Consider the following 26,486-nt stretch of genomic DNA (forward strand, 5'->3'; position numbering starts at 1 on the left):
CCGTTAGTAACTATAGATGTACCCAATACCGTATCGGGACCGCCCACCATACTACCCGATGGCAAGGTAATACCTGCTGTGTCGTTCGTCAGGTGATTAGAACACCCATCTGTTTCATCAACAATAATTACCTGTAAATCAAAAACAGCGGTACAACCATTTGCCGTAGTCATAACAAATTGACCTTGATTAGAGATATCAATTAAGCCATCATTCCTTTTAGGATTATTTCCTTTAAAAACTCCGGTATCTATTTTATAAACATAATTTTCGTTTCCTCCTGAATCAAATGTAGGTCCATTTTCTTGGGGTGTAGTAATATAATATTGACTACTTGATGTTACAGCTCTTAGGTATATATCTCCACCTTCCTCAATACTTAATGAATTTCCAGTTTGCCAATGACCACTAATCCCAATACGGTACTGAGCTATAATGTCTTCTGTGGCACAGATTACTACGTCTGGGTTACCAGTATTAATTCCTTGTTGGTAGTATTCTTTAATTTCAGATTCACCTAAAACTTTATTAAAAACCTTAAGCTCATCAATTTTTCCATTGAGTTCATCTGTAATACCACTACCGTTGGCATAGCTAGGTAAATTGGCAGCAGTTCTATTATCATAAAATCCAGAGGCAGTAAAATGTGATTGTAGGCCATTATCATCTTTAAAAGGAATCGTACCGCTCAATGCTTTCCACGATATCAACTTACCATTGGCATATAATTTAGCAGTTTTACCATCATAGGTAGCTGCCATATGCACCCATGTATCCATTGGTGTACGACCAGCATAAAGGTCTACTGGACCATTGCTGGTTACAAACGCCCATTTGTACATGGTATTGTGAAAACCAAAAAATAGTGTACTCACATAATCATGGCTGAAAATACCAACATTTGGTAATTTCCCCGTAATTGGTGATGAAGTACTTCCTGTTGAATTTCGATAGGCCCAAGCCATAACTGTAATTTGGTCATCTAATGTTTGCAAAGATGGAGAGCTCTGAATATCAAGGAGTGCATTGCTACTATGTTCAAATCCATTAAACTCTATAGCACCTCCTATTATTCCCGAGTTCCAGCTATAATTGCTTCCACTTGAAATACTATTTCCATTATCATCATGCTCTACAATTGTAGCATTATTATTATATATACTACTATCCACTGCATTGCTTCCACTACCGTCTTCAAACTTCATGTCTACAATTAAATTTTCATTAGTTATTTGTAAAGGAAGCGCTGAACCAATTTTAATTGTAGCTGCCTTACTAGGCACCCCATCATTGTCAATTCCAAAAAGCATATAATTTCCAGGGGGTAATAGTTCACGATTTGGAATAGAAACATCATAAGTACCGTTACCAGTGAAATTCACCGGAATTCTTCTTTGCTCGTTATTTGTACTATGTGTAGCAGCTGAAAAACGTATAAGATTAAACTCTGTAATTACTGTGCTAGCAGTAACTGTGATATTTGAATTGTAATCTGCTACCTCCGGAGCATCCGATATTACGGGTCTTGTTGCTAAATTACCAGAAGAATTAAATAAATATGGTGGACTATAAATTTCAGCACTAAAGTGGTTATTACATCCATTTAAAAGATTGTCGCAAAGCCCACCCCCACCAACAAAAACACGCCCATCGGTCATTAAAATAGCAACACTATGGTATGTTCTGGCCTCTTGCATTTGCGCAACAGTTTCCCATGTTCCAGCGCCTCCATCAGTAGCAGGAGTATATAGTTCTGCTACATGACGTGCGCCAACATCTGTAAATACCGCACCGCGGTCGAGTCCGCCAGTAACAAGCACTTGTCCATTAGGTAATACCGTACTATTATGCATTGTTCTACTCTCTGATAAATGGCCTGCACTAACAACTGTTGGCGAATTAGGGTAATCAACGTTAATGTCAATAACAAAAGTATTATTCTTAGCTGGGGTTGTACTATTAAAACTTTCTCCATAAGAAGTAGCGCCACCCACTTTTAAAATTTTACCAATATCGAACATTACAGTGGTACCTTTCATAGAATACGTATCATTAGCTCTAAAACCTGCCGAAGTTATAGAGCCGCCAGGTTCATCTAAATCAATCCAATGCATTTCTTCACTAGGTCCTGCATGAAAAAGTTTACCATTAGGTGCCGGCCATAACCAAACATGATTATCAACTCTATATAAAGGATTTAATTGACTTTCAAGATTAAGATCATTCGCTGTATAAATGTCCTCACCTGTTATACCTGGTAAATTCACCCATCCAGATTCAGGTGACCATAATTCTGCTGCTTTTCCGCCATTATTACCTGCACCACCACTCCAAGACCCACCAACTGTAAAAACGGCACCACTAGAAAGGGTGACATTACCTTGATAGCCACGAGGAATGTTCATATCCGAAGCGCGAGTCCAAACATTAGTTACTGGGTCATAAATACTGGTACGTTCGCTCGTAGTACCACCAGCTGAAAGTATACGACCATCTGCAAGGTTGTTAATACCAGGGCAAAACATATCATGATCAGTATCTGTTAAGGTCATACCTAAAGCAGACCCCAATCCTCCATTACCTGATGGATCAAAAAGTTCTGTATATGTGTACCCATCACCTATTTCGTTAAATGTATTTGGAAACTGAGACGACCAGGTCAACAATCGACCATCGGGTAGGTTAGCAACGGCTACTGGCACGATACCAAAAGGTATTGGAAGCCCCCATTCACCATCTTGATGTAAAGCTTGTGAAAAACTTGAAGAAGAAATAAATAAAAAGATGGAGGTAATGAAAAATAGTCCCCAATTTGAATTGAATTTATACATATTGATCTTTTATAATCGGGGAATTACAAAAGAAAGCATAGTATTTAATTAATGTATTTTTTTAGTATAAAATATCGATGAACTACACTATTACCCGTTAAACAAAAAAATCCCCGTAGTACAACTACGAGGATTTTAAAAATTATAAAATAAAGCTTGGTTATAGATTAGCTTATCATGTTAAACCTAAAACTTCCACCACTTTTTAACTGATTTACCATAGCCATAGCCATATTTACCACCATAACCAAGATTAGATTCTTTAACATCATTAACAACAAATGCCAACCCTTTCAACTTTCCTTGATCCCAAAGGTTAATTGGATATTCTAAAACTTTAGTTTCGGTAACTCCGGCTCTTGTAACGTATATAATATGATCCGCAAGCTCTGTAATCAACATGGTATCTGTAACTACCATAATAGGGGCGGTATCTACAATAACATAATCATACATTTCAGATACTTCAGACAACAAAGTCTCCATTCTATCACTCATCAATAGCTCGGCAGGATTTGGCGGTATCTTACCAGAGTAAATAACATCAAATGTAGTAGAATGCACTAACATTGAGTTAATAATGTCTTTAGTTTGAATCTTAGAATCATGAAGATATTCAGAAAGTCCTATGTCTACATTACCTCTTGAACGTCCACCTATTTTATCAACATCTTTCTGTGCAAAGTACGTATACAATTTAGGGTTTCTGACATCACCACCAATTAATAAAACCTTTTTATTAGTATTAGCAAAAATCATTGATAAGTTAGAAGAGATAAAAGTTTTACCCTCCCCTGGCACACTCGAGGTAACAAATATGACATTATTCTTTTTGTCACTTTTAGATTTGATTAAATAATCTAGGTTTGTCCTTAGTATTCTTAGTGACTCACTAAGTACTGAACGATCGTCAGTTTTAATTAACATTTCTTCTTTGCGACCCATTTTAGGAAGTTCAGCTAAAATTGGAACTTCATTAATAAGTTTTTCCAATGATACTTTGTTATGGATTTTATTGTCCATAAGTTGACCTGCATAAATTACTGAAAAAGGTAATAATAAACCTATAAATAAAAATGCTAAATATACTTTTGGTCGTTGCGGTGACACTGGAGCATCTCCTACCTGATAAGCGTAATCAATAACCTTTGACTTCGGCGAACTTGATGCAAAGGTAACTTGAGACTCTTCTCTTTTTTGTAATAAATATAAATAAAGAGACTCGGTAGTTTGTTGTTGCCTGGTTATGTCACGAAACTCTCTTTCATTTTTAGGAGCTGAATAAATTTTAGAATTTATTCTTGACATTTGACTAGATAAACTATTAACCTGTAGCCCTAAATTCCGCTCCATCCCGTTCAAACTAGATTTCATGCTCTGTTTTAAACCATCAAGTTGCTGATCTAAATTAACAATCATTGGGTTTTGTTCATCAGCACTTTTTAGTAATCTATTTCTTTCTGAAACCAACTCATTATACTTCGCTGTTGTATTTGCAATAGTAGGATCAGACAGACCAACGTTTGAAGGTAATACCTCATATCCTGTTTCTGAATTCACATAATCCTTCATTCCACTAGCTATATTCAATTGCGTCTTTGCATTCTCCAACTCTTGTCTATTAGCTGCACCAACATTTAAAGCTATGTTTGCCTCTCCTTGTATATCAGTTACACCTTTAGAAGTCTTGAAATCTTGTGCTGTTTGATCTACAGAAGCTAAATTCGAAGAAATTTCTTTAATTCTATCATTAATAAAAGTAGAAGTCTTATCCGCTATAGCTTTTTTATCAATTATGGCATTGTTGTTATACGTAGAAATTAAGTTATTTATTATATCTTTTGCTTTTTCTTGATTAGCATCCTCAAGAGATATATTAAGAATATTTGAAAATTCAGTTGCCGGGTTCATCACAATCTTATCTTGGTATGCCTCTGCAACCATAAATAAAGGGCTCACAGAAACTCTTATCTGACTGTCTTTATAATTATTAAAATATGGCAAATTCGGTGTTATTACTATATCACCTAACTCAGTAGGAATGTTTTTACCGTAAGAATAAATTTTCGATGGCGTATCTCTATCTAAACTAAAACCAAATGTTGTTGAATTCGATATTTCGACAAAAAATTCTAATTTAGAGTTATTTACAATAGAGTCATTTTCAAGAAAATTCACCTTAAAAGGTTTGTTTGTATATATTTCTCTACTTTTTACATTACCTAATTCTGTCAAAACAACATTCAAATCTAAGTTGTCAACAACTTCGACCAAATTCGACCGAGATCCTAAAATTTCTAATTCATCTTCAACATTATTTTGACCTTTACCCAAGAAATCCAAATCAGAAAATACCGATAATTCAGAAGAAGAAGATTTATCTTCTAAAATTTGAATTTTCGCAGCTGCCTTATACTTTGGTGTTGCATATCGTAAATACAACACACCAAGCATTAGAAAGAAAATAGCAGATAAAACAAACCATTTCCAATGTTTAGAATATCCTTTAACCAATTCTGACAAATCAGAACTATCCCCTAGAGAAATCCTTTTATTTTTTTCCATAAAATTTAATAGTAATAATTATTACCTAGTCATTATTAGAACCGTAGAGGTTATTAACACAGAGGCAATTGACACCAAGATTGTTGCACGATTATCTAGAGAAGATGAAGTAATTGCAGATTTATTTGGCTCTACATACACTACATCATTTTGTGTTAAATAGTATACAGGAGAATTTAAAGACTCTTTTTGGGTTAAATCAATTCTTGTATATACCTTGGTACCGTTAAAATCTCTAATTACCATAACGTTTTGGCGTATACCCTTAATAGTTAAATCTCCTGCCAAACCAATGGCTTCCAAAACTGTAATTTGTTCTCCATTTACAGGGTATGTACCCGGTCTTGCAACTTCACCTAACACAGATACCGTAAAGTTTTTTAATCTAATATTAATAATTGGATCCTTTAAAAAATTACTAAGTTTTTCTTTTAATAATTCTTTCGTTTCTTCTGGAGAAAGACCTACAACTTTTATCGTACCTAGAACAGGAAAATCAATATCTCCATTCTTATCAATAATATAATCTAATTGTTCTGGACGAAAACCACCTTCTTCTGCTCCTTTAAAAAGATTAAAAGGCATACTAGCTTGAGGGTCTAAAGTAGAAACATTAATGCTAACAACATCATCAATCTTAAACTTGTTGGTATGAGAATTATCTGAAACTATAGTTTCATAATCGCCTGCATTTTGAAAATATACTACATCTGTTTTTGATGCGCAAGAAACTAAAAGTAACGAACTAATAATAAATAAACTACAAAGCTTAACTACTGATTTTCTGATCATATCTAAAATTTAAAATAATAAGGTTGATTAACTATTTAGGATTTAACGATTTTTAAGGCCGGAGCAACTTCTTCATTTGTTTTTTTTGCGTCATCATGTTTACATAATTCTGAATTATTGGACACAAATTCCGGTACTATTTTTTTCATAAGAATTACTGGATCACCTGCAAAGAACATATTGGTAATACATAATTCATCTATTCTTGTTCTAATTAGTGGATAATCCAAAGGTCTTACCTTACTAATTTTTATCTTTTTATGATACGTCGGCATAGTACTTTCTCCGTTCGCCAAAAGCTCTTCATATAATTTTTCACCTGGTCTTAATCCTGTAATCTTAATATCTATATCTTCAGGATAATTTAGTCCTGAAAGTTTAATCATATTCTTAGCTAAATCGTAAATTTTGACCGATTCACCCATATCAAAAATAAATATTTCACCTCCCTGTCCCATAGAACCGGCTTCTAATACTAATTGGGAAGCTTCAGGAATCGTCATAAAGTATCTAGTAACATCCTTGTGAGTCAATGTTATTGGACCACCTTTTTCAATTTGTTTTCTAAAAAGAGGAATAACAGATCCATTAGAACCTAAAACATTACCAAATCTAGTTGTTATAAATTTAGTTTTGCCTTCTTGCTGCATACAACTAATGTACATTTCGGCTATCCTTTTACTAGCTCCCATTACATTCGTTGGGTTTACAGCCTTATCAGTAGAAACAAAAACAAATTTCTCTACCCCATGCATTATAGATAAGTCAGAAATATTTTTAGTACCTGCAATGTTTATTTTAATTGCCTCATACGAATTATATTCCATTAATGGAACATGCTTATAAGCTGCTGCATGAAACACCATATCAGGCTTATGCTCTTCGAAAATTGAATTTAATCTATTTTTATCCCTTACATCACCAACAATAGGTACAAAATTATGAAAACCATTCTGCTTAAGTTCTTGTTGCAAATCATACAAGGCAGATTCTGCTTGATCAATTACTATTAATGATTTATAATTATAGGTACAAATCTGTCTTACCAACTCGCTACCAATAGATCCAGCACCACCTGTCACAAGAACAGTTTTACCATTAAGTTCGTTAGCAATTTTACTATTATCAATATTAATCTGCGCTCTGTCTAATAAATCTTCAATTTGAACTTGCTTAATTTGTGACACTTTAAGTTCACCATTTATCCAATCTTCAACAGGAGGCACTATTTTAACTTCAACAGGATAATCTACCAATCTTTCTACCAAAATTCTTAATTTCTTTGGAGAGATTCCTTTATTGATTGAGAAAATGATTTCAGTAATGTTATTTTTTAGAATGAATTCCTCGGTAAGAATCCTTCTACTAAAAACATCTATACCATTAATTTGCTTACCAACTTTTTTATTATCATTATCTATATAACCTAAAACTCTAACCTTATTAACAGTGTTCTGGGTTAACGCGTTATGTGTTAAAATACCAGACTCACCTGCACCATATATAATAACATTCTTATGTAATTTTATATCCTTGGTCAACATGGCGCTATACATAGATTTAAAAGCAAAACGTGAAGCTGTTAAACCAATAAAAGAAAGCAAACTATAAATAATTATAATTGAAAGTGGTATCGTAAAATTTTCGAAAATGTTTAATTCTTTGTTAATTAAAACCAAGGTAATCATCAAAATACTTGACAAACAAATGGCATTAAATATATTATAAACATCACGAACACCTGTATGTCTAATTACACCTTTATAAGAGCCGATTATCAAAAATGAAATTGCAGTAATCAAACAAACTACAGGTAATTGAACCAATAATTGATTTACATCAAAATTAAAAGTTAAATTAAATCTTATACAATAAGATAATATGAAGCAAACACCGACCATCAAAATGTCAATAGCCAAAACTATCCATTTAGATGCAAAACGGTTTATATTATTAGGTAAGTTAAAGTAGGTCATTCTATTGTTTTTTATTGGACTTGTGGAATACGAATATAAAATGGGATTATTTCTAAATAAAAAATTCCAATCTAAATTCGTTTAATTCGCGTTTATCATCGTCTAACTGGTCTTTACGTTAGAAAAAAATAAGGCATTTCCATTAATAACTTTGCTTTAATTACTGACAATCAGGCAAATTTACTAAATCCATTCTATAAACGAATATTCTACAACTATATTTCACTAAAAGCCAAAGTAAGTTTTTCTACACAACTAGACTAAAAAAAGCCTGACGTACTTAATCGACAATTTAATGGATTTCAGCGTTTTGTTAATTAATTTCGTCTATACAAAAGTATCTTTGTTATAAGAAAAATGTCCCCGGAATGTAACTATTTAGATTCTACCAAAAATGAAGCGCATACAATTTTACAATTTATATATATTAATATTTGTTTTGTGTTGTAGCTCAACAATACAATCACAAACACGATCAGAAGATGGTGAATGGGGCGACCCCATTCCATTTGGTATTGTTCCAGTTGCAGTAGCAAACTTACCCGACGGAAGATTAATTACATGGTCATCACAATTTCGAAATACTTTTGTTGAAATTGGCGATGGAATGACCTACACTGAAATTTTCGACCCTACTCTAAATGGAGGACTTGGTCAAGCGTTGGGAGAGACCGTTACCCAAACAGATCATGACATGTTTTGCCCAGGTATTAATAACTTGGCAGATGGTCGTATACTTTCTGCGGGTGGTTCTACTAGTGAGCGTACCAGTATTTATGATCCAATTACAGGTGTTTGGTCTCGTGCTTCAGACATGAACATACCAAGAGGTTACCAAGGAAACACTACTCTTTCAAATGGAGCCGTCTTCACCGTCGGTGGCTCTTGGAGTGGTGGTGCAGGAAATAATGGGGGAAAAGCTGCCGAATTGTGGACCCCAGAATCAGGATGGATCAACCTTCCTAACATCACAGGCGAGGCTATCTACACCTCAAATGACCTTTTTAAAGAAGACCAAGGCGATTACAGGGTAGATAACCATGTTTGGCTATGGCCTGCACCTAACGGAAAACTTTTTCATGCAGGTCCAAGTGAAATGATGCACTGGATCGACCCAGATGTTTCTGGAGGAGCGATAGAGGATGCTGGAATTAGAGGAGATGACACCTACTCTATGAAAGGTACCACTGTCATGTTTGATATTGGTAAAATATTAAAAGTAGGTGGAGCAGAATCATATGGGGCTAGTTCAATGACCACTACCCCAGCAAAAGACAATTCATATGTAATCGATATAAATGTGCCTTATGGTCAAACACCCAATGTAATCAGTGCTGGAAATTTAGCATTTAGCCGAACAATGCATAACAGTACAGTGCTACCAACAGGTCAAGTATTGGTTACTGGCGGTCTAGATCATGGAGCTGTATTTAGTGATGTAGGTGCTCGTTATGAAGCAGAATTGTACACTCCTTCTCCAGGTAGTGGTCCTGGAACCTGGGAAACCGTTGCAACAATGGAAAAGGCTAGAACTTATCATAGTGTAGCAATATTATTAACTGACGGTCGTGTTTTTGTCGGTGGCGGTGGACTTTGTGATGGCACTTTAGATTGCGTAAACCATTTCAGTGCTGAAATTTATAGCCCTCCATACCTTTTTAATCCATTAGGAGATTTGGCAACAAGACCTTCCATAACTTCTGTAACTGGTAATACATTAGGTGACGGACCTTATAATAACAATCCATTAGTTAACTACGGAGATGTACTAACCGTTGACACAGATGTTGCTGTAGCATCATTTAGTCTAGTGAGATTTTCAGCAGCAACCCACTCCACCAATAACGAACAGAGACGTATACCTTTAGCTACAACTTTAGGAACTACACATAATTTAACAATACCGGACAGAAATCTTTTACCTCCAGGTTATTACATGTTATTCGCCTTAGATGCCAATGGCACTCCTAGTGTTTCAAAAACGCTAAGAATAGGTACTGCTGAACCACTACAAATTCCAAATACCAATTTAGTGGTAGATATGAAATTCAATGAGAACAGTGGAGCAACTGCAGCTGACAACAGTGTTTATAACAATAATGCCAATATTGTGGAACATGATGATAACGGAAACATAATAACTAATGGCGGAAACTATAATTGGACTACAGGAATAATAGACGGCGCTATCGAATTTAATGGTCTTGAACACCATAGTAATGCATTGATAGACATTCCAAGCTCACCATCATTACAGACTCTGGATGACCAAATTACGGTTATGAGCTGGGCATATAGAAACTCGGCAGGTAGCACCATTCCTGATACAGGAAAAGTAGCCAACGTTGGCTTATTCAGTCATGATTACGTAAGTACACTTTTTTTTGGGTTTCATAACACCATGTACAAATGGGCTTTTATAACTGATAACGGACCAGTAGACCTTTATGCAGGTCGTGCTCCTATGGACACTTGGGTGCATATGGCTGCTACCTATGATGGTAATACCGCTAAACTTTATGCGAATGGAAAATTGATTGCATGGAAAGAACTAGCAGGCACCATACCATTTAAGGATGATGGAAGCTTACAATCACACTTTACATCTTCTGGATTCTATGACGAAAGAACAGCAGCAAACCTCCCTGAATACGCTGTAGTTACTGGCATAACAGATGAAATAAATGGTAAAATAGATGAGCTTAAGGTTTTCAATAAAGTTTTGGGTGAATCTGAAATAAAGGAATATTATCAACAAGGTATCAATACAGGCAACCCAAATGTGGTCAACTGTGACGAAGGAGATATTATAGCTCAATACCGAATTGGCGCCAGTGGTACATGGCTTACCGGAAACTCCCTGACTATTCAGGAAGGTGGTGACATATATTTAAGAGCGGTAACACCCAGTAATCAATATTATGTAACAACACCACAAGAAAACGGTCCTACCTTTAACTCTAGCGGGAGCTCCACTTACGAATATCAAATTGACACAGAGGTTTTTCCTTATGGCAATCCAGAAAGGAATAACGGATTGGTAGACATTACCAATCAAGGGCAATTTGTAATGACTACTGCTGATGGTTGTACAGCTGTATTTGATTTAAAAGTTACTGTTATTGATGAAACCGATGGCTGCCCAAATCAATTGGTCAATGAGGATAATGGTATAACATTACCAAAAGGGACATCTAGTCAAGTTGAAATAGCGGTTGGCTCACCAGATAATACAAATGGTTCAGACTGCGCGCTTAGATTGGTCAACACTGATGATAATGAACTTTATGCCAGACATGAAATTGAGCTAGATTTGACCACTTTAGGAATAAATGTAGGAGATGAAATTTTAGTTTCTTTAGATGCAGATGGCACAGACGGTGTACCTAGAATTGAGGTAAATCAAGACAACCTAGCGAATAGCGCACTTATCGATCATACCTATGGTACTGGCTGGACAAATTTCGAGGACACATTTATTGTCCCTAGCGGTATTTCTTCACTGAATATTTGGCTTTATACCAATTATGCATCCAATATTGCTGGTACTGTATTTTATGACAACCTGACTATTGTAAATTTATCTCAAAATGGAGGCAACACTCCTCCGGTTGCAGCTATTATTGCTGTACCAACCAACGGAAGCGCTCCATTAGAAGTTAATTTTGATGGTTCTGATTCAACTGATGATTCAGACATTGCCTCATACAGTTGGGACTTTGGAGATGGAACAACTGCCACAGGTATAAATGTTGACAAAACATTCATCTATTCTGGAACTTATAATGTTGTTTTAACCGTTACAGCTAATGACGGTGGAACTGATACCGAAGCAATTGAAATCACTTCTAGTGGCGCTCCTATTGCTAATATTGTTGCTACACCCCAAATAGGAGATACACCATTAGATGTATCATTCGACGCATCTGGTTCCTCTGGAGACAATGCTATCGTCTCTTATGCCTGGGATTATGGAGATGGAATTATGGGCAGTGGAATAACCTCTTCTCACATTTACACAGCTATAGGTAATTTCACAGCAAAACTGACTATAACAGATTCGGCTGGTTTAACGGATACAGGAAATATTTTAATTACAGTGAGTGCTCCAGACAATACTGCACCAACTGCAGTTGCCGCTGCAACCCCATTAAGTGGTGAAACTCCGTTGTTAGTAGATTTTGATGCTTCTGCATCAACAGATGATAACGGAATCTTTTCTTATTCATGGGATTTTGGTGATGGTACTGCAAATGAAACAGGTTCACTTATATCACATACCTATACCGATGAAGGTACTTATAATGCAATATTAACGGTTACAGACGCTGAGGGATTAATGGATACTGAAACAATAGAAATTGTAGTTTCACCAACTACTGTTACTAATTTAGCTCCAACCGCCTTGGCAATCGCAAGCCCGTTAACCGGTAGCGCTCCATTATTAGTAGATTTTGATGCATCTGGATCTTCTGATGATAACGGTATTTCATCTTATTCATGGGATTTTGGTGACGGTTCTGCAATTGCAACCGGAATATTAATATCACATACCTATACCTCTGAAGGAACTTTTGATGCAGTTCTAACGGTTACTGATGACGAAGGATTAACCGACACCTCTATTATTGAAATTATAGTAACTCCATCTGAATCAGGTAATATAGCTCCTGTAGCTTTGGCTACTGCTACTCCTTTAAGCGGTGAAGCTCCTCTAGTGGTAGATTTTGATGCTATAGGTTCATCGGATGATAATGAAATTATATCGTATTCGTGGAATTTTGGTGATGGTTCAGCAAACACTACAGGTATCAATACAACGCACACATATGGAGCTGTTGGCGATTACAATGCACAACTGACAGTAATCGATGCAGAAGGGTTGACTGATACTTTTACTGTAGAAATTACAGTATCCCCATCTACGACTGGTAATCTAGCACCAATTGCAGTTGCAAGTGCAACACCTTTAATCGGAGAAGCTCCATTGTTAGTGAATTTCGATGCATCGGATTCTTCGGATGATAATGAAATTGTGACCTATTCATGGAATTTCGATAATGGTTCAACAACTGGCTCGGGCATAGTAGCTTCCCATACGTATACTGAAGAAGGAATATATGAGGTTATACTTACAGTAACCGATGAAGAAGGTTTATCAGACATTATAACATTAGAAATCAATGTTATTGCCGCAACAACTGAAAATCAAGCTCCAGTAGCCATAGCTACAGCGGATCCACTTAATAGCCAATCTCCCCTAACCGTTAATTTTGATGCCACTGCTTCCTCAGATGATAATGAAATCATCTCTTATTCATGGAATTTTGGCGATGGTTCTTCAGTAGGTACTGGAATCGAAACATCACATACATTTGAAACAGAGGGTATTTATAATGTAATTTTAACCGTAACTGATACAGAAGGTCTTACCGATACTGTTGGCATAGAAATTACAGTAACTACAAATGAAACTACCAATTTAGCTCCGGTTGCATTGGCAACTGCTGACACATTAAATGGCGAAACACCTTTACTTGTAACTTTTGATGCATCAGGCTCTTCAGATGATAAAGGTATTAGCTCGTATGCATGGGATTATGGTGATGGCATAACAGGAAATGGTATAACAACCACTCATACATTCAATGCAATAGGCACGTATGAAGTAACATTAACATTAACAGATGAAGAAGGGGTAACAGCTACTGCCAATCTAACAATTACTGTTACAGCCACCAAGACAACCCTTAATAATGTTGATTTAAAGGATATTTTAGTATACCCTAATCCTGTAGGCAATGAAAATCTAAATATCAACTTATCTGATTTTATGGATGAATCAATAGCATTAGGTTTTTATGATTCTTATGGGAAATTGGTATTTCAAAATATTGTTAATGAAGATCATCCTGAAGAAATTGCAATTGATGTTTCATTTTTGTCCAATGGTTTATATTTAATAGAAATTACCAGAGTAGAGACAAACGAATTCACGTATAAAAAAATCATAAAAGCTAATTAGCACAATTAACTTCTATTAATCTTGCCGTAACAAAGTATTTTGTTACGGCAATAGTTACATTTGTATCTCACAAAATTTAAAGGTTTTGAAAATACTTGTAACTGGTGCTGCTGGCTTTATAGGCTATCAATCACTTACCACATTTTTATTTATTTAAATCTTTGCAACATGTAATTTGTCTCGATAATTTAAACATCTATTATGATGTTAATTTAAAACTCGCGAGTTTAGCAGAACGTGGTATTCAAAGAAATCAAATTAAAGACGACACCAATTTCATTGAAAGTATCACTTACAACAATTCTAAATTTTTCAAATGTAATTTAGAAGATACATTGACTTCAATAATGCATCCAAAAAAAAATTGATATCGTTTGCAATCTTGCAGCACAAGCAGGAATACAATTAAGTCTAGAACATCTTGATAAATATATAAATAGCAACATTGAAGGTTTCTTCAATATGTAATTGGGCTGCAAGACAACTAAAGCTCCTAATTTAATTTACACAAGTAATTCTAGTGTATATTGCAATAGCACCGCTACCCCAGTTAAAACATCCGATTTTACTGATAGGGCTATTAGTATGCATGGTACAACAAAAAAGTATAATGCACTAATGTCACACCCTACTAATCATTAATAAAATTTCAGACAACCAAATTGAGGTTTTTCAACGTATATGCACTGTAAGGTAGACCAGACATGGGCTATTTTCAAAAATTAAAGCATGCTCTTTTTAACAATGGGAAGCTTGAAAGAGATTTCACCTACCTAAATGATGTAGTTGTTGTAATAAATAAAATAGTAAAATAGGTTTTATAATCAATTCAGAAAAAGAAGTTGGTAAATAAGCGACCTTTAATATTTTACCAATGCAAGATGTAATGTTTACAGAACGTGGACAGGTATTGAGGAGTTAAGAAAAAACTATGATTACTAATCGACAACGTATATTGAATTAGAGATTCATCAATTAGCATATTGATATACCAATTTTTGTAATTAAATAAAATTGATAAAGCTAATTACAGTTAAGATTTCGCAGTTGAAATTTTTATTTTAATTAAAATAAATAATAGAACATTTATATAAAACAAGGAATGAAAATAGGAATAATTGGTTTAGGATATGTAGGACTTCCATTAGCGGCACTTTTCGCTAAAAAGTATAAAGTTGTAGGATACGATATAAGTCAAAAAAGGGCAGATGAAATAAAGTCGGGAAAAGATACCACTCTTGAACTTTCAGATTTAGACCTTGAAGAAGTTTTGACAACAAGCTTTGATCAAAAAGAAAAAGGATTAATCTGTACCACATCAATTAATGACTTAGCTGACTGCACCTATTATATTATTACGGTTCCTACACCTGTAGATGACACAAAAAGACCTGTTTTTACACCATTGATCAAGGCTAGTGAAGCTGTAGGCAAAATTCTTAAAAAAGGAGATATAGTCATCTATGAATCAACAGTATACCCTGGTGCAACTGAAGAAGTTTGTATTCCTGTAATAGAAAAGACCAGCAATATGGTTTTTAATAAAGATTTTTACGCAGGCTATTCTCCAGAACGTATTAATCCAGGAGACAAAAAACATACGGTAGAAAAAATATTAAAAGTCACTTCTGGATCTACACCAGAAATTGGTATAAAGGTCGATGAATTATATAAATCTGTAATTACAGCAGGCACACACCTCGCCCCTACTATTAAAGTTGCAGAAGCATCAAAGGTGATTGAAAACACACAGCGAGATATCAATATCGCTTTCATGAACGAATTGGCTAAAATTTTTGGGTTATTAGATATTGATACTAATGATGTTTTAGCAGCAGCAGGTACGAAATGGAATTTTTTACCGTTTAAACCAGGGCTTGTTGGTGGTCATTGTATTGGAGTTGACCCATATTATTTAGCGCAGAAAGCTCAAGAAAATGGTTATAATCCAGATTTAATTTTGGCTGGTAGAAGAATCAATGACGGTATGGGCGAATATGTTAGCCTTCAAATCATTAAGTTGATGTTGAAACATGACCTACAAGTTAAAGATGCTAAAGTATTAATTCTTGGAGTTACGTTTAAAGAAGATTGTCCTGATGTTAGAAATACAAAAGTTGTTGATTTGGTTAAAAACTTAAATGATTATAGAGTTAACACCACAATATATGATCCTTGGGCAGACCCAGAAGAAGTAAAGTATGAATATGGATTAGAAACAACACAGCAAAAGCCTACTGACACATATGATGTCATTGTATTGGCTGTTGCACATGACAAATTTTTGAAAGAAGACTTATCTTGCTATAAAAACGAAAACACATTGGTTTACGATATAAAAGGAAAACTAACAAGTGGTTATACAGCACGTTTATAAGCCAATAAAACGATATATTTTTCAATTATAAATAGAGTTATTAACTTTAGTGCCAGAAAATAAAATTACCGAATGAATTTAACAGTTATAGGAACAGGATATGTTGGTCTAGTAAGCGGAACTTGTTTTGCTGAAATGGGAAACACAGTAACCTGTGTTGACATTGACCAGAATAAAATAACTAATCTAGAGAAAGGAATAATTCCAATATATGAGCCAGGTTTAACACAGATGGTTTTAAGGAATTATGAAAATAAAACATTGCGTTTTAGTACTGATTTGGCTAAAACACTTAAAAAGTCAGATATTGCATTCATAGCAGTTGGTACCCCAATGGGTGAAGATGGAGCTGCCGACTTACAATATGTTTTACAGGTTGCCTCAGATATTGGTGATCACATGCAGCAAAAACTTATTATTGTAGATAAATCTACTGTACCTGTAGGTACTGCAGATAAGGTAAAGGCCAAAATTCAAGAACGTTTAGATTTACGTGGTATTGACATCCCTTTTGAAGTAGTATCTAATCCTGAATTTTTAAAAGAAGGAGATGCCATCAGCGATTTCATGAAACCTGACAGAGTTGTTATTGGTGTAGAAACACCTGAGGCTGAAGAGCAAATGAGAACATTGTATGCTCCATTCTTCAGAACACAGAACAGAATGATTTCTATGGATGTGCGTTCTGCAGAAATGACAAAATATGTAGCGAATGCTATGTTAGCAACTAAGATTTCATTTATGAACGAAGTTGCCAATATATGCGAATTAGTAGGTGCAGACGTAAATAAAGTAAGAGTTGGTATAGGTTCTGACAGTAGGATTGGATATAGTTTCATTTATCCTGGTAGCGGTTATGGCGGGTCATGTTTTCCAAAAGATGTGAAAGCATTAAAACGCTCTGCTCAACAACACGGCTATACTCCTAGATTAATTGACGCTGTAGAAAAAGTAAACAACGATCAAAAATTCGTAATTGCAAATAAGGTTGTAAAACACTTTGGAGAAGATTTATCTGGCAAAACATTCGCTATATGGGGTCTTGCTTTTAAACCAGAGACAGATGATATGAGAGAAGCTCCAGCAATCTATATCATTAAGGATCTTGTTAAAAGAGGTGCTAAAATAAACACCTATGACCCTAAAGCAATGCACGAAGCAAAAAGTCACTATTTAAAGGATGTAGAAAATGTATCTTATTTTGATTCTAAATATGACACTTTAAAAGATGCGGATGCCATGATACTTTTAACAGAGTGGAAAGAATTTAGATCTCCAGATTTTGAAGAATTAAAAGTGAGACTAAAAGAACCTATAATCTTTGATGGCAGAAACCAATATACATCATTGAATATGCCAGAAAAAGGCTTTACGTATTACCAAATAGGTAAGAAATAACAACCTCTTTGTTAAGAAGTATTTGAAGGTCAAGAACGCTGTTCTTGACCTTTTTAGTTGATAATCATTTAAAAATTAATAGTATATATAGGCTCTTATCTAGTAATTTTGCGATTCAGCGATTAATGAAATCATTGGGTAAATTGCTGCCTATTTTTACTACGTATCTTTTTTGACCCCTTAGATTGATACGGTTTTTATAAATAACTACTATGCTGCACAGAACAATATTTTTAGCACTTCTATTTTTATCTTTTTCGTTTATTACGAATGCGCAAGACGCTGACTTTGATGGGGTTTTAGATGCTGTTGATTTATGTCCAAATACGGCAGACCCAACAAACGCCGATTCTGATGGTGATGGCGTTGGTGATGTATGTGATTTGGATGATGATAATGATGGCATATTAGACAGTAATGAATGTGAAATATCAATACCTTTTAGCGGATTTGAAGCAAACTTTACTTCTGCATGGGATATTATTAACTTCAATAGTTACGCTTTTGAAACACCAAGTGCTCAGCAACCTACGGTAACTGAAGGTAGTCAGTATTTAGCTATCAACTCATATTTAGAGACAACACAACTAACTTTAGATGTACCTGTAGGAGTATACTCAGAAGGCTCATATATCTTATCTGTAGACATTGGAGACAAAATTGGAACAGGGCCATTTGAAAATGACGGAATAACTACCATACAATTGGGTTATGGAAATGATGCTGCTAGTTTTACAGCAATACCTGGTGCTGAACAGATTATTAACGGACCTACTGATACAACAATTCCAGGTTGGACTACATTCTCTTTTTCTTATTTAGTAAGTGCTGCCCCAGTACTGGGTGAAGGTATACTCATTCGAATATTACACGAAGGTATTGCTGCCACGGATGTTCAATTGAACATTGACAACATAAGATTGGTTAGAGATACTGACAATGACGGTTTAAGCGATTGCGTTGACTTAGATTCTGACGACCCAACTAACAGTAGTGGCTGCTATGATACTGCAGAGGCTGGGCATATAGCAAATGGGTCAGGTAATTTAACAGGAACTGGAGTTGACCCTACAAACGGTTTGGTAACAGGATTTACTGCGGGTTATACTGGTAATACACAAGAAGTTTTATTTGCGGGAATTTATGAAGCATGTACTTTGGACTATAAAGATAACGATGGCGATAATGTCTTAGACAAGGACGACTTAGATGATGATAATGATGGTATTTATGATTCAAATGAGTGTTCCATTCCAATTTCAAATTATAGTTTTGAGAATAACGGCGTAGGCGATCCAATTACTGACTGGAGTCTTACAGATGCTACAGATAATATTGCTTGGGGTATAGAAGTACCTGCAATTTCCAATTACAACAATATACCTGATGGGAATTCCATAGCATTTATAAATGGAAGCGGAACAATCACATTAAACATTCCAGGAGCTGCTTTTGAAATTGGTGATTATATCACTAGTCTAGAAATAGGAGACGGCATAGAGACCACCAATGTCTTTAGCAATGATGGGCAATCTATTATTGAAATAGGATTTAATAACGGAACTGGATTTCAAACTATAGGAACAAGAACCGTTCAAGCACATGAAACCCTTAATGGAATTTGGACAGAAATAGTATTTTCTACTAATATACCAGTCGGGAGTCCCGCTATTGGCGAAGCTATACTTATACAAATCACACATACAGAAAACCAAGACTTTAACCAACGCGGTGGCGATTATGATCTTTTACAGGTCCGTCAAGATAGAAACTCAAATGGCATTCCAGACTGTTTTGAAGATGATATTGATAATGATGGCTGTGCTGATGTTATTGAGGCAGGTCATACCGACGGAGGTGGTGGAATTTTAGCAAATTCCGGTCCAAATGGAGATGGTACAGTCACTCCAATAGGAACAGGTTATACTGGAATAAACCAAGCCGTATTAAGTAATAGCATAAATATTTGTACCGAAGATTTAGATTTTGACAATGATGGCGAAGATGACATTGTAGATTTGGACGATGATAATGACGGTATTTTAGATAGGTATGAATGCGAAATCCCTGTACCAAATTTTAGCTTTGAAACTGATAATTTACCTGCAGACCCTATTCAAAGTTGGCAAGTGGTTACAGGAACAAACTATGGAATAGAAACAATAGACGGAACTAATTTTACAGCTGCCCAGGAAGGTAATTCATTTGGCTTTATAAATGGTGATGGTTCCATACAGTTAAACGAGGTTTGGGCTACTTATGATAGAGAAGCAACTTATATTTTAGAATTTTCAATTGGAGACCCGATTCCTTTCGCGCCTCAATTTTCCAATGATAGTCGTACTATTGTTGAACTTGGATATTCTAACGGTACAACCTTCACAGCTTTTGTCGCTGGCGATTATACTGTTGAAAGTTACGAAACACCCAATGGTACTTGGTCTAAGTTTAGTATTTCTGTACCAGTTACGACGGCATCAGCCGGTTTTGGACAAGGAGTTTCTATCCGAATAACACATGATGACACTTCATTGAATAACACCTCACAGACTACTTTTGATAATTTCATTTTAAAAATTGACACCGACGGCGATGGTGAGCCAGATTGCACAGATTTAGATAGTGATGATGATGGTTGTTTTGATGTTGTAGAAGCTGGGCATACTGATGCTGGTGGAGGCGTCTTAGGTACAGCAGTTGATGGTAACGGATTAGTCACTGGGGCAGCTACGGGGTATACAGGTCCCAGAAACCAAATGTGGGATAACACAAATAACATTACATGTAATCCCTTAGATACTGATGGAGATTTAATCGAAGACGGAAATTACTTTCGTTATGATGCCGGCAATACTTTACAGACTAATATCGATGAAGATGATGATAATGACGGTATATTAGATGTTGATGAAGATTGCGAACTTATAAACACAGCTTTTCTACGTCAACCATGGGATTTTGAAATACCGACAAACAATTTTCTATTAGGTGGAACCGACACTCCTTTTACTTCCGTTGTAGATTACTGGTATACGGAAACAGGAGCAGGTGATGCTTTTGTTCATTTAGCAAATGCTGATAATTTCTTCGGACCTAATCCTGACCCCTATAGTGTTAATTATGCAACCGATGGTACATTATTGGAAGATTTCCCTGAACCAGATGGCGCTTACGATGCATTTTTAGCTCTTCATGGTGATGTAACTATTACTCAAACGGAATCTAGAATTACCTTAGAGGAAGGAACTTATATACTTACTTTAGCTGTTGGTGATGGATTAGATTATGAAGATCAATTTAGAAATGACGGAACAAGTTTTATTGAAATTGGTTACGCTGATGGAGCAAACAACTTTAACCCTTTAGGTTATGACCTTACTATATCCCCTGATGAAACCCCAAATGGTACATGGATAGATTTTTCTATTGGTTACGAAATACCAGCAGGGTCCCCAGCTGTAGGAAATGATATTAGAATTAGGATAACACATACCATAGATGTAGGTTTAAATCAACAAGCAGGAAATTATGATCATTTTAGAATCAGTCGCGATACCGATGGTGATCTAATACCTGACTGCCTAGATTCAGATTCTGATGATGATGGTTGCCCAGACAGTATAGAGGCAGGTTACTCTGATGATGACCGGGACGGCGTATTAGGTGTTGGCGTTCCTACAGTAGATATCAATAATGGTCGCGTAACAAGCGAAGCAGGCTATACAAATCTTCCATTGAACCCAGGGGTAAGAATAGTTTCTTTACCAGCAGTAATTGACACACAACTAACAGACCCAACTGCAGTTTGTGAAGGAGAAGACGCGGTATTTACAGTGCTGGCATCAAGACCAGCCCCCAACCCAACCATAGTATATGAATGGTACGAAAGTACCGATGGCGGCACCACCTTTGTATTACTTACAGAAGTGGCTCCATACTCGGGCACAGCTACAACAGAACTTACCATTGCTGGGGTAGCAATAGCGCAAGATACTTATCAATATAGAGTTCGGGTAATGGGCGATGATAATCTTTGTTTCGAAGAATCTATCGCAACGCTTAACGTAACCACAGGACCAACAGCAATTACACCTGTTGCCGTAGCAGCCAATATTTGCGAAGGAGAAGATGCTGAGTTTATAATAACAAGTACTCCGGGAGATATTATTACGTACTCCCTTGATGGCGGCACAACCAATATACCTGTAACTTTAGATGCAACGGGAATTGAAACTATAACATCTGCTGCAGCTACTGTAGATGTGACTATGGAAATCAGTAGTATTGAAAGTGCCACCTGTACACTTAACTTAGTGCCTACAACTTCTGCTACAGTTACTGTAAATACAATACCTGTATTAGATATAACAACACAAGGCGTATGTTCTGCGGACCTTTTAACTTATGATGTTGATATACTTTTAAATGTTGGGAATATTACAGCAGTAAGTGAAGGCACACTTACTGGTAATACAGTAACAGGAATTATTGCAGGAAATGATTTAGTAATCACTGTAGACAATAATGGATGTATCAGAGATCTTACGTTAACGGCTCCAGATTGCTCTTGTCCTATTATTGACAACCCTATAAATCCAAATAATCCTTCTATCTGCTTTGGAGCCGTCACGCCAGATGTGTCCGTAGATTTAGGAACCAATGGTGATGCCATAAATTGGTATGATGCAAGTACGGTAGGTACACTTTTAGGTAATGGAACGACTTACACAACCGGAGAAACTGCAGTTGGCACATATACCTATTATGCAGAAACTGTTGAAACCGCTTCTGGATGTACAAGTAATAGAATACCAGTTACGTTGGTTATCAACCCAATGCCTATAGCTGATACCAGTTTAGACATTAATGAATGCGCCTTGTATACGCTGCCTGCATTATCTGCAGAAAATTTCTATTACACAGGAGCTAATGCCACTGGAACTAATCTAGCCGAAGGCTCAGATATTACAACTACCCAAACGGTTTATATTTATTCAGAATCGGGCACAACACCTAACTGTTTTGATGAAAACAGTTTCTTAGTGACTATTAGCGAGACCCCCGTAATAAATTTACTTTCAGCCAATTGTAGTGCAGATTTAAACACCTATTCTGTTCAATTTTCAAATAGTAATACGACAGCAGTAATAACAACATCTGCCGGCACAGTCAGTGGTAACAGTGTTATTGACATTCCATCAACCACAGGCTCTATTACTATAACAGCAGACAACAATGGTTGTATTGCAACGTTGACTGTTATAGCTCCAGATTGTTCTTGTCCCATTATAGATGACGCCACAAGTCCAATAAATGCATATACATGTGAAGGTTCTCCTAATGCGAGCTTACAAGTTTCGCTAGGTACGAATGGAGATACCGTAAATTGGTATACCACAGTTACAGGGGGCACTAGTATCGCAAACGGCCTTACCTTCTCCCCTACCGATTCAGCTATTGGAACGTATACTTATTATGCCGAAGCAAGTGATAATATTACTGGGTGCATCAGTTCAAATAGAATACCGGCAACTTTAACAATTGAACCAATACCTGTTGCCGATATTTTAAACGATGTTGAGGGTTGTGAATTTTTTGTATTACCAAATTTAAGCAACAATAATAATTACTATACAGGGGCAAATGGTACTGGTCAACTTCTTGCAGAAGGTAGTCAAGTAAACCAGAATCAAGCGATTTATATTTTTGCACAATCACCTAACAATCAAAATTGCTCTTCTGAATCTGAATTTGAGGTAACGATATTGGAAGAGCCCATTATTGATTTACCATACGAAGTATCAATTTGTAGTAATGCAAACGGGGTAACCACTTCAGTTCCTATCGGTGTTGATTTAGGTACAAATTATATTTATGATTGGACCCCTAATAATGATACGAATGGTGATGGTATTGAAGAAGCTATTTTTAATGTTACTCAAGCAGGAGAATATAGTTTAAGGATTTACACTGTAGGAAATACAATTAATTGCGGAGGTAGTTTAGAGTATGTCGTTAATGTAACCGAGGCTCCATTGCCACAAGATATTGAAATAGAAATTACTAGTGAAGGCTATGAATTAAATTCTGGCAATAGAGTAAGAGCCATTATCAATAATGATATTTTTGCTTATACGAACTTTGAGTATAGTTTAGATAATCCTGATGGTCCTTACCAAACGGATAACTTCTTTCAAAATGTAGTTGGTGGCTTGCACACCATATTTGTGAGATCAATAGGAAGTTGTGGAACTACATTGGAAAGCGACCCTTTCCTAATTGTCAACTACCCTACCTATTTTTCACCTAATGGAGATGGATCAAATGATACTTGGTTTCCTTTAGGTTTGGCAGACCCTAACTTGACTACCAATGTTGTTGCTGAAATTTATGACAGACATGGTAAGTTGGTTCATTATTTAGACATCTTTGGCTCTGGATGGGATGGAACCTATAATGGAGAATCTTTACCTGAATCTGATTACTGGTTCGTTATTGAATATACCGATGCCATAGATGATAATAGAAATATTCAATTTAAAGGTCACTTCAGTTTGATTCGCTAAATACCAAACAGTACATATTAAAAAAAGCGTCAGATTTTATAAAAATTCTGACGCTTTTTATTTTGAGCTTATCGAAGCTTATCTATTATAGAAAACAGCTAGCATATTCTTGACCGTATCTTTAATCGACTTTGGAAAAAACCATGCAAGTGAATTAATAAATGTATTTCTCTCTTTATAAAAGGACTTATCGAATTCAATTTGTGGCAAAACATATTTAGGATGGCGTAACGGAAAAGAAAGCTCTTCTCGCTTATCATAATTCATGAACGGACTTTTAGAACTATGGGTTGCATCTTCACCATATCCTATATTACTAATCAAATTAACTTTAGGAAAAACACCTAATTGATTTTGCGCAGCCAAACTATAACACCACTGATAATCCCAAGCGCTAACCAAGCCAGTTTCAATAGCTTTTACCCTTCGCTTCCAATACGTATAATCTTTACCTAAATAGCCACAGTTAGACAAGATAGAATCTTCATATTTGCCAGATTTCCAAACCATATCATAATCCATATTTTTCCATGCTCTGCGCCATGTAGCCCAGCCCCAACATACAGAATATTGAGAAAAACAATAAGAATCATCAACTGGTATATTTCCTACTTGATTATAGCCAGAAATTAAACCTATACGTTCATCATCCTTATATTGTTCTAATAATGTTTCGCAGAATGGAAAAAAACTATCACTACCAACACAATCATCTTCTAAAATAATACCTTGTTCTTCGTGTTCAAAAAACCAATTAATAGCAGTATAGACTCCTGGTCCACAACCAAGATTCTCATCTTGAAACAAGGTCTTGACCTCGCAATCCCAATCAATCGCTTCAATAACCGCTTCACGGGTATTTTTCACCTTACTAGCATCTGCCTCAACAGTCGGCCTTGGACCGTCACCAGAAATATACATTCTTTTTGGTTTACTTTTTTTAATAGCGGCCAAAGATTTTAAAGCAACTTCAGTTCTATTAAAAATTATAAAAAGTATTGGTGTATCTAACATTATTGAAATATTAAGCCAACGAATTGGGTAAGAAATTAGTGTTATAATCCAGTTCTTGAACACCTTTAATTAAAAAGTGTTTTATATGTGAAAGTTTCCAATCTGCAATAATTTGATCTCTTCTCAAGAATACTTTATTCTTGTCAAGAATACCTCGACCATTTATATGGCAACCTCTAGAAGCTGAGATACAAGAGTCGTATCCATTGTCCATAACAAACTCAAACGCAGGTTTGGTAAAATTTTCAAATCTACCATAGGTATAAGCGAAGTGTTTGATTGGACCACACTTTTGAGTTAAAATAGTATCTGCCTTCAAAAAGTCCTCTTCAAACTGTTCTTGAGTCAATTGAGATACCATGTCATGCTTTAAGGTATGGTTACCAATTTCATGTCCTTGACTTTGCAATAACTCAACTTCCTCCCAACTCAAAAAAGCTACCGGTGGCATTTCTAATTTTTCTTTGCAGAAATATTTTATTTTCTCTACCTCGACCAAACCTATACTTGCAGGATTTACATAAAAGCAACAACTAGCTCCAAACTTATTTAATGCTTTTGCTGCCAACATGTTATTTTGAATGCCATCATCTGAACTCCAAGCTATATAAGGCTTATCTACCCTATCCGTAAGCAATCTTTCCACGGCTTCTGAATGACTAATAAACACATGATCTTTAGAAAGATATTCTAATAAGATTTCAAAGTTTTGTAACTCATCTTTAAAAATATGATGAAAGTATAAAAATTGAATTCTTGGTTTTTTCAATTTATCTTCATCACCAAAAATGATATGCTTTAAACTTAACAAATCTAAAGTCGAAGACCTTACACCTGCCCTAAATTTTCCATTTTGACCTTGTTTAATTTGAGCATAAGTATCAATAAGTACAGTATCTTTCATTTAAGATAATTTCATTCTCCAAAGATAGTTTTAATATT

At 35.6% G+C, this 26,486-nt stretch carries 10 protein-coding genes; 4 read left to right on the forward strand and 6 right to left on the reverse strand.

From position 1 onward, the window contains the following. From Q4500_RS10440 to Q4500_RS10455, 4 genes are all read right to left on the reverse strand, one after another. Positions 1 to 2,831 (reverse strand): galactose oxidase-like domain-containing protein (locus Q4500_RS10440; protein ID WP_303599612.1); only part of this gene is annotated, 2,831 nt, incomplete at its 3' end. Positions 2,832 to 3,017: 186 nt separating this feature from the next. Further along, on the reverse strand, positions 3,018 to 5,396 hold the full coding sequence (locus tag Q4500_RS10445) for a tyrosine-protein kinase (protein WP_303599613.1): 2,379 nt from the start codon (positions 5,394 to 5,396) through the stop codon (positions 3,018 to 3,020). Positions 5,397 to 5,417: 21 nt separating this feature from the next. Next, complete coding sequence (locus Q4500_RS10450) at positions 5,418 to 6,188, reverse strand: polysaccharide biosynthesis/export family protein (protein WP_303599614.1); 771 nt, start codon at positions 6,186 to 6,188, stop codon at positions 5,418 to 5,420. Between the two features lie 35 nt (positions 6,189 to 6,223). After that, positions 6,224 to 8,164 (reverse strand): nucleoside-diphosphate sugar epimerase/dehydratase, encoded by a 1,941-nt coding sequence (locus tag Q4500_RS10455; protein WP_303599615.1) that lies wholly within the window; start codon positions 8,162 to 8,164, stop codon positions 6,224 to 6,226. A gap of 394 nt (positions 8,165 to 8,558) precedes the next feature. On the opposite strand from Q4500_RS10455, the gene Q4500_RS10460 reads away from it, so the two are divergent. The 4 genes from Q4500_RS10460 (at position 8,559) to Q4500_RS10475 (ending at position 24,530) form a co-directional block, all read left to right on the forward strand. After that, the gene (locus tag Q4500_RS10460) at positions 8,559 to 14,189 is read left to right on the forward strand and encodes a PKD domain-containing protein (RefSeq protein ID WP_303599616.1); all 5,631 of its coding nucleotides are present in this window, start codon (positions 8,559 to 8,561) and stop codon (positions 14,187 to 14,189) included. Between the two features lie 1,102 nt (positions 14,190 to 15,291). After that, positions 15,292 to 16,566 (forward strand): nucleotide sugar dehydrogenase, encoded by a 1,275-nt coding sequence (locus Q4500_RS10465; RefSeq protein WP_303599617.1) that lies wholly within the window; start codon positions 15,292 to 15,294, stop codon positions 16,564 to 16,566. Positions 16,567 to 16,638: 72 nt separating this feature from the next. Next, positions 16,639 to 17,964: a UDP-glucose/GDP-mannose dehydrogenase family protein gene (locus Q4500_RS10470; protein WP_299325036.1), complete on the forward strand. Its 1,326-nt coding sequence runs from the start codon at positions 16,639 to 16,641 to the stop codon at positions 17,962 to 17,964. A gap of 212 nt (positions 17,965 to 18,176) precedes the next feature. Then, entirely contained in the window at positions 18,177 to 24,530 is a 6,354-nt protein-coding gene (locus Q4500_RS10475; RefSeq protein WP_303599618.1) for a T9SS type B sorting domain-containing protein, read from the forward strand. A 78-nt stretch (positions 24,531 to 24,608) separates the two neighbouring features. Here the strand turns inward: Q4500_RS10475 and Q4500_RS10480 are convergent, their stop codons facing one another. Next, positions 24,609 to 25,544, reverse strand: coding sequence for a nucleotide-diphospho-sugar transferase (locus Q4500_RS10480; RefSeq protein WP_303599619.1), 936 nt, complete (start codon positions 25,542 to 25,544; stop codon positions 24,609 to 24,611). Between the two features lie 10 nt (positions 25,545 to 25,554). Beyond that, complete coding sequence (locus Q4500_RS10485; protein WP_303599620.1) at positions 25,555 to 26,448, reverse strand: polysaccharide deacetylase family protein; 894 nt, start codon at positions 26,446 to 26,448, stop codon at positions 25,555 to 25,557. Positions 26,449 to 26,486: the final 38 nt, after the last annotated feature.

The organism is Maribacter sp. 1_MG-2023 (genome assembly GCF_030547005.1).
In the GTDB taxonomy this organism is placed as follows: Bacteria; Bacteroidota; Bacteroidia; order Flavobacteriales; family Flavobacteriaceae; genus Maribacter.